Raw genomic sequence first — 12,512 nt, forward strand, 5'->3', positions numbered from 1 at the left:
CGACGGCCCGTCCCGCTCCCCGCGGGGCGGGCCGCGTGCGTGCCCACACTGTAGGGGGAGCCGGGATGCCTGAACTGCCCGAAGTTGAAGTCGTACGCCGAGGCCTGCAGCGCTGGGTCGCCGGGCGCGTCGTCGCGGACGTGGAGGTGCTGCACCCGCGTGCCGTGCGGCGGCACCTCGCCGGTGGCGCCGACTTCGCCGCCCGGCTCAAGGGGCACCGCATCGGGACCGCCATGCGGCGCGGCAAGTATCTGTGGCTGCCGCTCGCCGACGCCCCGGAGTCGATCCTCGCCCACCTGGGCATGAGCGGGCAGCTGCTCGTGCAGCCGCACGACGCACCGGACGAGAAGCATCTGCGTATCCGGATCCGATTCACAGCATCCAATAGCGGCGATGCCGCGGGCGGTGACGGCACCGAGCTCCGCTTCGTCGACCAGCGCACCTTCGGTGGCCTGTCGCTGCACCCCGTCGAGGTGGGCGGTGCGGACGGCCTGCCCGACGTGATCGCGCACATCGCCCGCGATCCCCTTGATCCGGTCTTCGACGACGAGGCGTTTCATCAGGCGCTGCGCCGCAGCCGTACGACGATCAAGCGGGCGCTGCTCAACCAGTCACTGATCAGCGGCGTCGGCAATATCTACGCGGACGAGGCGCTGTGGCGCGCCAGGCTGCACTACGAGCGCCCCACGGCCACCTTCACGCGCCCCCGGAGCACGGAACTCCTCGGCCATGTGCGGGATGTGATGAATGCCGCGCTCGCCGTCGGCGGCACCAGCTTCGACAGTCTCTACGTCAATGTGAACGGGGAGTCCGGCTACTTCGAGCGGTCGCTCGACGCGTACGGCCGCGAGGACGAGCCGTGCCGCCGCTGCGGCACCCCGATCCGGCGGCGCCCCTGGATGAACCGCTCCAGCTACTACTGCCCGCGCTGCCAGCGCCCGCCGAGGCGGGCCTGAAACCGGCCTAGAAACCGAAGTCCTGGGTCCACCACGGGCCGCCCGGCGCGAAGTGGGCGCCCACGCCGAGGGTCTTGTACTCGCAGTTGAGGATGTTGGCGCGGTGGCCGGGGCTGTTCATCCAGGAGTCCATCACCGACTGGGCGTTGGCCTGGCCACGGGCTATGTTCTCGCCGCCCAGGTCCGTTATCCCGGCCGCGGCGGCGCGGTCCCACGGGGTCCGGCCGCTCGGGTCGGTGTGGTCGAAGAAGCCGTCCTCGGCCATGGCCTCGCTGAAGTCACCGGCGAGCTCGGCCAGCTCGGCGTCGGGCCGGACCGGGCTACAGCCCTTCTGTGCCCGCTCCTTGTTGACCAGGGAGAGCACCTCGGCCTCGGCGGCCACTTCGGTGTTCGTGGCGGGCGCCGACGGGGCGGTCTTCTCGGGCGTGGCCGACGGGGTCTTCGGTGGTGCCTTCGGTTTGCTGGTCCGGTCCTCGGCCCGGTCCGCGTCGCCGGAGTCCGCCTTGTCGGAGGGCTTCTTGCTGGGCTTCGCGGAGGGGGACGACGAGTTCGCCGAGGATTTCTCGGGGGACGGCGAGTTCGCCGAGGACTTCGAGGGGGTCGGCTCGGGCCGCTCGGAGTCGCGGCTCGCGGCCGGCTCCTTGCGGTCGGGGATGCTCGAGCCCTGGGTCTCCAGGTCGGTGGGGCTGCTGCCCGCGGCCCGGACCTTGCCCGACTCCTTGCCGCCGTCGCCGAGGCCGAAGCCGTCGACGGGGCCGGGTATCAGGCCGGATGCCACAGCGACGGCGCCCATCGCGACGGCGGCCGAAGCGCCGAGCAGCCCGGTGCGCACCGGCGCCGCGGCCCGCTTCTTGCGGCGGTGCGTGCCCGCGCCGCGTCGGCTTGCCGTGCCGGCCGCGCGCCGGTCGGCGGCGGCGCTTCCGGGGTCGAGGCGTCGGTGGCGTCCCATCTCCTGGCCTTCCTGGTCCTCATCCTCACGGTCTTTTCACTTCACCCATACGAGTGAGGCGCATCCTGCGCGACTGTACGCGATGACGGATGGGGGCGATGTGCCTCGGGCGCAATTGGCCGGTTAGCTTGCCCACATGAATGAGGAGGTACGGCTCGTCGCCTGGGTACGCGGCCGGGTACAGGGAGTGGGATTCCGCTGGTTCACCAGGGCGAAGGCCCTGGAGATCGGCGGGCTCGTGGGATTCGCGCTCAATACGGCCGACGGTCGGGTGCAGGTTGTCGCCGAGGGCACCCGGGAGGGCTGCGAGCGCCTGCTCGACTGGCTGGAGAACGGCGACACACCCGGCAGGGTCGACGGGGTCACCGAGATCTGGGACACACCACGGGGCATCTACGACGCCTTCGCGATCCGCTGACGGACCCCGGCTCCGGACCCTTCCCGAGCGGTGCCGCGTACCTGTCCGACGTGCCGAAGTAGCCTCCGCGGCCACCGCGTGGGGTGCAAAGGGCCTGGTGGTTGCCAAGAGGGGCTTGCCATGCCAGGCTGCGCGAGCAAGGATGATCTCCATAGCCCCCGGGGCCCCGAAGGAGAGGCAGCGCCGCTGGTTTCCCGGCCGCGTGCCATCGGGTTCGTCCCCCTGATACGGGGCGTGATCGTGTTGACCGTCAAACTTTTTGGTGAGACGCTGGAAGCCCCGCGCACCCTAGCTGTTTGGCATGTGGTACCGAGGAAAAACGGCGGTGCCTATCACCACAAGCAGTGCCAAATAAGCGGGTGCTTCCCTCACGACCCACACCGCTTCGGTCGGTCACTCATTGTGGAGGACCATCCATCATGGCAAAGGCGCTTCTCGGTTACGTCGGCGGTTCCGACCCGCGACTCCTCGCCGAGATGCGACGGCTCCAGCAGCGTGTCCAGGACCTGGAATCCGAGCTTGTACGGATCCAGGCCGAAAACGACGCGCTGACTACGGCTGCCGCTTCTCACCAGGGCGAATCGCTCCTGGAGAGCATCGACGTACCCCAGGCGGAGCCTGCGCTCACCTGACCGGCTTCTTGCATGTGCCGGTCGGGCTGCCCGTTGTCAGCCGCTTGAGAGATGTTCAAGGGACGCTTCGGCGTCCCTTTTTCCTTGCCCCCCTGGCCAGTTGAGCCTTCCTTACCGTCTGATGTGCCCTGCACCTTCCTCGGTGAAACCGCGCGCTCTCGGCGGGAGCACCGTGTGCGGGTCCCCGTGGGCGGGCGACCCCGGCAGGTAGAGTCCGACGGCGTGCATCTCAAGGCCCTGACCCTGCGCGGGTTCAAATCCTTCGCCTCGGCGACGACGCTGCGGTTCGAGCCGGGCATCACCTGTGTCGTGGGACCCAATGGCTCCGGCAAGTCCAACGTCGTCGACGCGCTGTCCTGGGTCATGGGCGAGCAGGGCGCCAAGTCGCTGCGCGGCGGCAAGATGGAGGACGTCATCTTCGCCGGCACCACCGGGCGGCCGCCGCTCGGCCGGGCCGAGGTGTCGCTGACCATCGACAACTCCGACGGCGTCCTGCCCATCGAGTACGCCGAGGTCACCATCACGCGGATCATGTTCCGCAACGGCGGCAGCGAGTATCAGATCAATGGCGACACCTGCCGGCTGCTCGACATCCAGGAGCTGCTCTCCGACTCCGGCATCGGCCGCGAGATGCATGTCATCGTCGGCCAGGGCCAGCTGGACTCCGTACTGCACGCCGATCCGATGGGGCGACGGGCCTTCATCGAGGAGGCCGCGGGCGTCCTCAAGCACCGCAAGCGCAAGGAGAAGGCGCTGCGGAAGCTCGACGCGATGCAGGCCAACCTCGCGCGCGTGCAGGACCTGACGGACGAGCTGCGGCGGCAGCTCAAGCCGCTCGGGCGGCAGGCCGCGGTGGCGCGCCGGGCCGCCGTCATCCAGGCCGATCTGCGCGACGCCCGGCTGCGGTTGCTCGCCGACGATCTCGTACGGCTTCGCGAGGCGCTGCGGACCGAGATCGCCGACGAGGCCGAGCTGAAGCGGCGCAAGGAGGCGGCCGAGGCCGAGCTCAAGGCGGCGCTCGCTCGCGAGGCCGATCTGGAGGACGAGGTGCGGCGGCTCACGCCGCGCCTGCAGCGGGCGCAGCAGACCTGGTACGAGTTGTCGCGGCTTGCCGAGCGGGTGCGCGGCACCGTCTCGCTCGCCGACGCCCGGGTGAAGAGCGCGACCTCGGCGCCGGAGGAGGAGCGGCGCGGCCGCGATCCCGAGGACATGGAGCGCGAGGCCGCCCGGATCCGGGAGCAGGAGGCCGAGCTGGAGGCCGCGCTCGACGCGGCGCAGCGGGCCCTGGAGGACACCGTCGCGCACCGGGCCGAGCTCGAGCGGGAACTCGCCGCGGAGGAGCGGCGCCTGCGGGACGCCGCCCGGGCCATCGCCGACCGGCGCGAGGGGCTCGCGCGACTCAACGGACAGGTCAACGCCGCCCGCTCGCGGGCCGCTTCGGCACAGGCCGAGATCGAGCGGCTCGCGGCGGCGCGGGACGAGGCGCAGGAGCGCGCGGTCGCGGCGCAGGAGGAGTACGAGCAGCTCAAGGCCGAGGTCGATGGCCTGGACGCGGACGATTCGGCACTCGCCGAACAGCATGAGGCGGCCAAGCGGGAGCTCGCCGAGGCCGAGGCCGCGCTGAGCGCCGCCCGCGAGGCGGCCACCGCGGCCGAGCGGAAGCGCGCGGCGACGGCCGCCCGGCACGAGGCCCTCGCGCTCGGCCTGCGCCGCAAGGACGGCACAGGGGCGCTGCTCGCCGCCAAGGACCGGCTCGCGGGGCTGCTCGGGCCCGCCTCCGAACTGATCACGGTGGCGCCGGGGTACGAGGTGCCGGTCGCGGCGGCGCTCGGGGCGGCGGCGGACGCGATCATGGTGGCCAATCCGTCGACGGCGGCCGAGGCGATCCGGCTGCTGCGGAAGCAGGACGCGGGACGCGCGGCGCTGCTCCTGGCGGGCGCGCCCGAGGACGCCGGGGCGCCCGGTGGCACCTCCGACGGGCCGCCGTTCGCCGCCGATCTGGTGCGCGGACCCGAGGAGCTGATGCCCGCGGTGCGGCGTCTCCTGCGCGGGGTCGTGGTCGTCGGCACGCTGGAGGACGCCGAGGATCTCGTATACGCGCGGCCGGAGCTGACCGCCGTGACCGCCGAGGGCGATGTGCTCGGGGCGCACTTCGCGCAGGGTGGCTCGGCCGGGGCGCCGAGCCTGATCGAGGTGCAGGCATCGGTCGACGAGGCCGCGGCCGAGCTCGAGCGGCTGGCCGGGGAGTGCGAGCGCCTCGCCGGGGCGCAGCACGAGGCCGGGGAGCGGCGCCGCACGTGTGCCGCACTCGTGGAGGACCTTGCGGAGCGGCGCCGGGCCGCCGACCGGGAGAAGTCGAGCGTCTCCCAGCAGCTCGGGCGGCTCGCCGGGCAGGCCCGAGGCGCGGCCGGTGAGGCGGAGCGGTCCACGGCGGCCGCGGCCCGGGCGCAGGAGGCCCTGGACCGGGCGATGGAAGAGGTCGAGGAGCTGGCCGAACGGCTGGCCGTCGCCGAGGAGATGCCGGTCGAGGAAGAGCCCGACACCGCCGTACGCGACCGGCTCGCCGCCGACGGGGCCAACGCACGGCAGACCGAGATGGAGGCCCGCCTCCAGGTCCGTACGCACGAGGAGCGGGTCAAGGGACTCGCGGGCCGGGCCGACGGTCTCGACCGGGCCGCGCGCGCCGAACGCGAGGCCCGGGCGCGCGCCGAGCGGCGCCGGGCCCGGCTTCGCCATGAGGCGGCCGTGGCCGAGGCCGTGGCCTCCGGTGCGCGGCAGCTGCTCGCCCACGTCGAGGTGTCCCTCGTACGGGCCGAGGAGGAGCGCGCCGCCGCCGAGACCGCGAAGGCCGAGCGGGAGCAGCGCCTGGCCGCCGAGCGGAACGCGGGCCGCGACCTCAAGGCGGAGCTCGACAAGCTGACCGACTCGGTGCACCGCGGCGAGGTGCTCGGCGCCGAGAAGCGGATGCGGATCGAGCAGCTGGAGGCCAAGGCCCTGGAGGAGCTGGGCGTGGAACCGGCAGGTTTGGTCGCCGAGTACGGGCCGGAGCAGCTGGTTCCGCCGTCGCCGCCCGCCGAGGGCGAGGAGCTGCCGGAGGACCCTGAGCATCCGAGGAACAAGCCACGGCCGTTCGTCCGGGCGGAGCAGGAGAAGCGGCTCAAGTCGGCCGAGCGGGCGTACCAGCAGCTGGGAAAGGTGAATCCGCTCGCGCTCGAGGAGTTCGCGGCCCTGGAGGAGCGCCACCAGTTCCTCAGCGAGCAGCTCGAAGACCTCAAGAAGACCCGGGCCGACCTGCTTCAGGTGGTCAAGGAGGTCGACGAGCGGGTCGAGCAGGTCTTCACGGCGGCGTACCGGGACACGGCCCGGGAGTTCGAGGGGGTCTTCTCGCGGCTCTTCCCGGGCGGCGAGGGACGCCTGATCCTGACCGATCCGGACAACATGCTCACCACGGGCGTGGACGTCGAGGCGCGGCCGCCGGGCAAGAAGGTCAAGCGGCTCTCGCTGCTGTCCGGCGGCGAGCGGTCGCTGACCGCGGTGGCGCTGCTCGTATCGATCTTCAAGGCGCGGCCCAGCCCGTTCTATGTGATGGACGAGGTCGAGGCGGCGCTCGACGACACCAATCTCCAGCGCCTGATCCGGATCATGGAGGAGCTGCAGGAAGCCTCGCAGCTGATCGTGATCACGCACCAGAAGCGCACGATGGAGGTCGCGGACGCGCTGTACGGCGTCTCCATGCAGGGCGACGGCGTGTCCAAGGTGATCAGTCAGCGCCTGAGCTGAGCGCTCGGGCGCCTTCACCCTGTGTAGCCAACATCCTTGATGTTCAAGTGTTGAACTCTGCCGACTTCATGATCGAGGGAACTTCGTAGCTTTCTCTCTATTGACTTCGAAACTTGAAGACATAGTCTCTGCAACGTTCTCTTTACCTTCAAGTGGTGGGCAGCCCGGAGTTGTGCGCCACTTGAATGGTTCGCCCCCCGTACGTCCGGACATCGCCGTCCCGGACACCGCAGGAGACAACTGTGACCAGTACCGACCAGCTGGGGCCGATCGCCGAGCGCGGACGCCCACCCCATCTCAGCCATGTCATCTTCATCGCCGCCTCGGCGGCGATGGGCGGCTTCCTGTTCGGTTACGACAGCGCGGTGATCAACGGCGCCGTCGAGGGCATCAAGGGGAAGTTCGGCGTCCAGCCGGGCACCCTCGGCACCGTCATCGCCATCGCCCTGCTCGGCGCCGCGATCGGCGCCGTGGTCGCGGGGCGCCTCGCCGACCGCATCGGCCGGATCCGCGTGATGCAGATCGCGGCCCTGTTCTTCGCGGTCAGCGCGATCGGCTCGATGCTGCCGTTCTCGGTGTGGGACCTGGCCGTGTGGCGCACGCTCGGTGGCGTCGCCATCGGTATGGCCTCGGTGATCGCGCCCGCCTATATCGCGGAGGTCGCGCCCGCCGAGTACCGCGGCCGTCTCGCCTCCTTCCAGCAGGCGGCGATCGTGCTCGGCATCGCCATCTCACAGCTGGTCAACTGGGGCGTCCTGCAGCTCGCCAACGGCGACCAGCGCGGCTCCGTCCTTGGCCTTGAGGCCTGGCAGGTCATGCTCGGCATCGAGATCATCCCCGCCGTGCTCTACGGCCTGCTGTCCCTCGGCATCCCCGAGTCCCCGCGCTACCTCGTCGCCCGTGGCCGTATCGCGGACGCCAAGGCGGTGCTCGCCGATGTCGAGCCGAAGGGCCTCGACCTGGACGCCAAGGTCGCCGAGATCGACGCCCACATCCGCACGGAGCACAAGCCGCGGCTGAGCGACCTGATGGGCGGCAAGGCCGGTCTGCTGCCGATCGTCTGGGTGGGCATCGGGCTCTCGGTCTTCCAGCAGCTCGTCGGCATCAACGTGATCTTCTACTACAGCGCCTCGCTGTGGCAGTCCGTCGGCATCGACCCGGGCAGCTCGTTCTTCTACTCGTTCACCACGTCGATCATCAACATCATCGGCACCGTGATCGCGATGCTCTTCGTCGACCGGATCGGCCGCAAGCCGCTGGCCCTCATCGGCTCGGCCGGTATGGCTGTCTCGCTCGGCGTGGCCGCATGGGCCTTCTCCTTCAAGCAGGGCACCGGCACCGACATCACGCTGCCGGACACGCAAGGCACGGTGGCGCTGCTCGCCGCGCACTCCTTCGTCCTGTTCTTCGCGCTCTCCTGGGGCGTGGTGGTCTGGGTGATGCTCGGCGAGATGTTCCCCAACCGGATCCGCGCGGCGGCGCTCGGTGTGGCCGCGTCCGCCCAGTGGATCGCCAACTTCGCGATCACCAAGACCTTCCCGAGCATGTCGGAGTGGAACCTGTCCGGCTCCTACATGATCTACACAGCGTTCGCGCTGCTCTCGATTCCCTTCATCCTGAAGTTCGTTCCGGAGACGAAGGGCAAGACCCTGGAGGAGATGGGCTAATCCCCCGCTGCCCCTCTCCCCAGGTCGGTCGTGCCCCGGTTCAGTCGCTGAGCCGGGGCATGACCCTTTCCGCGAACAGGTGCAGGCTGCGCCAGCCCTCGTCGAGCGGCATCCCGCCGCAGAGCGGATGCAGGACGAGGCTGTCGAGCCCCTCGCCCGCCAGGGCCACGCACTCGTCCGGCGTGAGCACCCGGTAGACGCCTTCGGCGCGCAGCTCCTCGACCGTCGTCGCGGCCGAACGGACCGCCGAGCGGATTTCCTTGGACTGCCAGGAGGCGTACGTCAGCGCCTCGTGCAGGAAGTGCTCGCCGTGCTCCGCCCAGGTGCGGTCCGGGTCCTCCGAAAGGTGCAGGAGCGGGGTCTGTTCGGCGGGCATCATCGTCCACCCCTCGGTGCCGTACTCGGCCAGCTTCTGCTGGTAGTACGCCTCGAGGTCCGGCAGATGCGCGCTCGGGAAGAACGGCAGCCCCAGGCGGGCCGCCCGCCGCGCCGCCGCCCGCGACGAGCCGCCCACCAGAAGCAGCGGATGCGGCCGCGTGAACGGCCGCGGGGTGACCCGCACCGTACGACCGCGGAAGGTGAAGGGCTCCCCGGTCCACGCCGTGAGCAGCGTCTCCAGGAGCTCGTCCTGGAGCTTGCCGCGCCGCCCCCACTCGACGCCGAACGCCTCGTACTCCTCGGGTCGGTAGCCGATCCCGGCGACCGTCACCAGGCGCCCGGCGCTCACCAGGTCGAGCACGGCGATCTCCTCGGCGAGCCGCAGCGGGTCGTGCAGCGGCCCGATCACCGCCGAGACCGTCACCCCGATCCGCCGCGTCGCCCCGAACACCGCCCCCGCGAACACGAACGGCGACGGCAGCCAGCCGTTGGCCGCCCCGTGGTGCTCCTCGGTCTGCACCGTGGTCAGGCCCCGGTCGTCGCAGTACGCCGCCATCTCGACGGCGGCCCGGTAGCGGGCCGAGAGCGCCTCCGGGTTCGCGTCGGGGTCGACCAGGTTGAAACGTACGACCGTGACGGGCATGGAAAACGTCCCCCTCCACCGAGCGCCGATACGGCTTGACCGGGAAGGGGGACGTTAGTTGACGAGCCGTCAGATGGACAGGGTCGCGGAGGGCTTCTCCGCCTCGGCCGCCGGGTCGACGGCCGGTACCTGTTCCGGTTCCGGAACCGGTGCCGGAACCGGTGCCGACGCCTGCGGCGTGCGCGGCAACACCGCGTACAGGACACCGGCGACGAGGATCGTGGCCAGCCAGCCCAGACCGTTCTCGCCCACCCACGAGGTGGCGAGCGGACCGGCGAACCAGTCGACCTTGGTGAAGAGCAGCCCGGTCACCAGGGCGACGCCCCAGGCCGTCATGGCCTGCCAGGCGAACCCGGCCTTGTACCAATAGGCGCTGGTGCGCGAGGTGTCCATCAGCGCCTCCCCGTCGTACGACTTACGGCGCAGCATGTCGACGCCGAAGACGCCGATCCACGCGGAGAACGCCACCGCGAGCAGCGTCAGGAAGGAGATGAACGAGCCGATGAAGCTGGTCGCCACCACCATCAGGAGGAAGCCGAAGACCAGCGAGATCACGGCGTTCACAAGCACCGCCCAGTGCCGCGGCACCCGGATGCCCAGGGTCTGCGCGGTGAAGCCCGCCGAGTACATCGACATCGAGTTGATCAGGAGCATGCCGATCAGGGCGATCAGCAGATACGGCACCGAGATCCAGGTCGGAAGCAGCGCGCCGATGAACGAGACCGGGTCCTGCGCCTTGGCCAGGTCCGGCGTCGAGACCGCCATCACGGCGCCCATCAGGACCATCGGCAGAACGACGAGGCCCGCGCCGCCGATGGTCGTGCCGACCATCTTGCCGCCGCTCGCCGACTTGGGCAGATAGCGGGTGAAGTCCGGGCCCGAGGGCACCCAGCTGATGCCGCCCGCGCCGATCACGCCGATGCCCGCGACCACCATCGCGGCCGAGCCCGCAGGCTTGTCGAAGACGGCCGACCAGTCGGTGTTGGCGATCAGATAGATCAGGACCAGGACGCTGAAGGCGCCGAAGAGGTACGTCGACCAGGTGCTGCACACCCGCAGCGCGTTGATGCCCAGGCCCGAGACCAGGAACGTGCCGGTCACGAAGAGCAGGAGCGTGACCACGATGAGCACGGTGTGGGACTTCACACCGAAGAGCAGGTCGAGCACGGTCAGGATCGCGTACGCGCCGGTGACCGCGTTGATCGTCTCCCAGCCCCAGCGGGCCACCCAGATCAGCGAGCCGGGGAACAGGTTGCCGCGCTGCCCGAACACCGCCCGGGAGAGGGCCATACCGGGCGAACCGCCGCGCTTGCCCGCGATCGAGATCAGGCCGACGAGGCCGTACGAGACAATGGGGGCCACGGCGGCGACGAGCAGGACCTGCCAGATGTTCAGGCCGTTGAAGACCACCAGGCCCGCGCCCATGGTGAGCAGGAGCACGCTGATGTTGGCGGCGACCCAGGTCGGGAAGAGCTCACGGATCCGGCCGGTGCGCTCGTTCTCCGGGACGGGCTCGAGGCCGCGCGTCTCGATCGCGCTCTCCAGACCTTCGTGGTCGGCCGGTATGGGGGTGGTCTCCGAGGTCGCGGAAGCGCTGCGGGACGCGGGGGGCATGGGGTATCTCCGGGGCAGGGGTGGGGGAAGCGCGACTATCGTACATTCGCCCTAAAAATCGCAAATAGAGCCCTTGTTCCTTTGTGGAATCGCACGGCTGCCCCTACGGGTTCGCACGGCTGACCTGAGCCGGCGGGCCTCTGACTGATACTGGACGGGTTATGGAAATCGTCATCCTTGCTGTAGTCATCGCCCTGGTCGCGATCGGCGCCGTCAGCGGGCTCGTCATCGGCAGCCGCAAGAAGAAGCGGCTGCTGCCGAAGGCGCCCGAGGCCACGCCGACCGTCACCGCGCCACCGGCCGAGCCGCACATCGGCGAAGAGGCCGAGGAACCGCGCGACGAACCGCGCCGCACCATCGAGGAGGTCGAGCTTCCGCAGGCGGAAGCCACCGCTCCGGAGGCGCCCGCCGAGGCCGAGGAGGCCATCCCGGCCCCCGAGGCCCCCGAGATCGAGATCCCGGAGCCGACCGCGGGCCGCCTGGTCCGCCTGCGCGCCCGGCTCGCCCGCTCACAGAACACGCTCGGCAAGGGGCTGCTCACGCTGCTCTCGCGCGAGCACCTCGACGAGGACACCTGGGAGGAGATCGAGGACACCCTCCTCACCGCCGACGTCGGCGTCGCCCCCACCCAGGAGCTCGTGGAGCGGCTGCGCGAGCGCGTGAAGGTGCTCGGCACCCGCACCCCCGAGGAGCTGCGCGGCCTGCTGCGCGAGGAGCTCCTGAAGCTCGTCGGCACCGACTTCGACCGCACCGTGCACACCGAGTCGCCGTCCGACGGCACCCCGGGCGTCCTGCTCGTCGTCGGCGTCAACGGCACCGGCAAGACCACCACCACCGGCAAGCTCGCCCGCGTCCTGGTGGCCGACGGCAAGACCGTGGTGCTCGGCGCCGCGGACACCTTCCGCGCCGCCGCCGTCGACCAGCTGCAGACCTGGGGCGAGCGCGTGGGCGCCTACACGGTGCGCGGGCCCGAGAACGGCGACCCGGCGTCGGTCGCGTTCGACGCGGTCAAGGAAGGCACCGAGATGGGCGTCGACGCGGTGCTCATCGACACCGCCGGACGGCTGCACACCAAGTCCGGGCTCATGGACGAGCTCGGCAAGGTCAAGCGGGTCGTCGAGAAGCACGGCCCGGTCGACGAGGTACTGCTCGTCCTGGACGCCACCACCGGCCAGAACGGCCTGGTGCAGGCCCGGGTCTTCGCCGAGGTCGTGGACATCACCGGCATCGCCCTGACCAAGCTCGACGGCACGGCCAAGGGCGGCATCGTCGTTGCCGTACAGCGCGAGCTGGGCGTACCGGTCAAGCTGGTGGGCCTGGGCGAGGGTGCGGACGACCTGGCGCCGTTCGAGCCTGAGGCGTTCGTGGATGCGTTGATCGGGGACTAGGTCTTACGTCGTCCGCGGGGTGCTGTCTTCCGGGGTGCCGCCTCTGGGGGTGCGCCCCCCAGACCCCCGTTATCGCGCTTCGCGCTC

General features: G+C 70.7%; 9 protein-coding genes. 6 read left to right on the forward strand and 3 right to left on the reverse strand.

From position 1 onward, the window contains the following. Positions 1-65 precede the first annotated feature (65 nt). The gene (gene mutM, locus ACWD10_RS13205; protein ID WP_451090132.1) at positions 66-956 is read left to right on the forward strand and encodes a bifunctional DNA-formamidopyrimidine glycosylase/DNA-(apurinic or apyrimidinic site) lyase; all 891 of its coding nucleotides are present in this window, start codon (positions 66-68) and stop codon (positions 954-956) included. Positions 957-963: 7 nt separating this feature from the next. Here the strand turns inward: mutM and ACWD10_RS13210 are convergent, their stop codons facing one another. Beyond that, on the reverse strand, positions 964-1,905 hold the full coding sequence (locus tag ACWD10_RS13210; RefSeq protein WP_451090134.1) for a CAP domain-containing protein: 942 nt from the start codon (positions 1,903-1,905) through the stop codon (positions 964-966). Between the two features lie 136 nt (positions 1,906-2,041). On the opposite strand from ACWD10_RS13210, the gene ACWD10_RS13215 reads away from it, so the two are divergent. The 4 genes from ACWD10_RS13215 to ACWD10_RS13230 all read left to right on the forward strand — a co-directional run bounded on the left by ACWD10_RS13215 (position 2,042) and on the right by ACWD10_RS13230 (position 8,402). Next, complete coding sequence (locus ACWD10_RS13215; RefSeq protein WP_451090136.1) at positions 2,042-2,323, forward strand: acylphosphatase; 282 nt, start codon at positions 2,042-2,044, stop codon at positions 2,321-2,323. A gap of 419 nt (positions 2,324-2,742) precedes the next feature. Continuing rightward, the gene (locus tag ACWD10_RS13220) at positions 2,743-2,955 is read left to right on the forward strand and encodes a hypothetical protein (RefSeq protein WP_451090138.1); all 213 of its coding nucleotides are present in this window, start codon (positions 2,743-2,745) and stop codon (positions 2,953-2,955) included. Positions 2,956-3,177: 222 nt separating this feature from the next. Beyond that, the gene (smc, locus tag ACWD10_RS13225) at positions 3,178-6,735 is read left to right on the forward strand and encodes a chromosome segregation protein SMC (RefSeq protein ID WP_451090140.1); all 3,558 of its coding nucleotides are present in this window, start codon (positions 3,178-3,180) and stop codon (positions 6,733-6,735) included. Positions 6,736-6,977: 242 nt separating this feature from the next. Continuing rightward, positions 6,978-8,402, forward strand: a complete 1,425-nt coding sequence (locus ACWD10_RS13230; RefSeq protein ID WP_451090142.1) for a sugar porter family MFS transporter — start codon at positions 6,978-6,980, stop codon at positions 8,400-8,402. A 40-nt stretch (positions 8,403-8,442) separates the two neighbouring features. Here the strand turns inward: ACWD10_RS13230 and ACWD10_RS13235 are convergent, their stop codons facing one another. Together ACWD10_RS13235 and ACWD10_RS13240 are read right to left on the reverse strand one after the other, a co-directional pair. Then, the gene (locus ACWD10_RS13235) at positions 8,443-9,423 is read right to left on the reverse strand and encodes an LLM class flavin-dependent oxidoreductase (protein WP_451090144.1); all 981 of its coding nucleotides are present in this window, start codon (positions 9,421-9,423) and stop codon (positions 8,443-8,445) included. A gap of 69 nt (positions 9,424-9,492) precedes the next feature. Continuing rightward, on the reverse strand, positions 9,493-11,037 hold the full coding sequence (locus ACWD10_RS13240) for a cytosine permease (protein ID WP_451090146.1): 1,545 nt from the start codon (positions 11,035-11,037) through the stop codon (positions 9,493-9,495). A 161-nt stretch (positions 11,038-11,198) separates the two neighbouring features. On the opposite strand from ACWD10_RS13240, the gene ftsY reads away from it, so the two are divergent. Continuing rightward, a complete protein-coding gene (gene ftsY / locus ACWD10_RS13245) occupies positions 11,199-12,425 on the forward strand; it encodes a signal recognition particle-docking protein FtsY (RefSeq protein ID WP_451090148.1) in 1,227 nt (408 codons plus the stop codon). The last annotated feature ends 87 nt before the right edge of the window (positions 12,426-12,512 follow it).

Source organism: Streptomyces sp. NPDC002851, assembly GCF_053591935.1.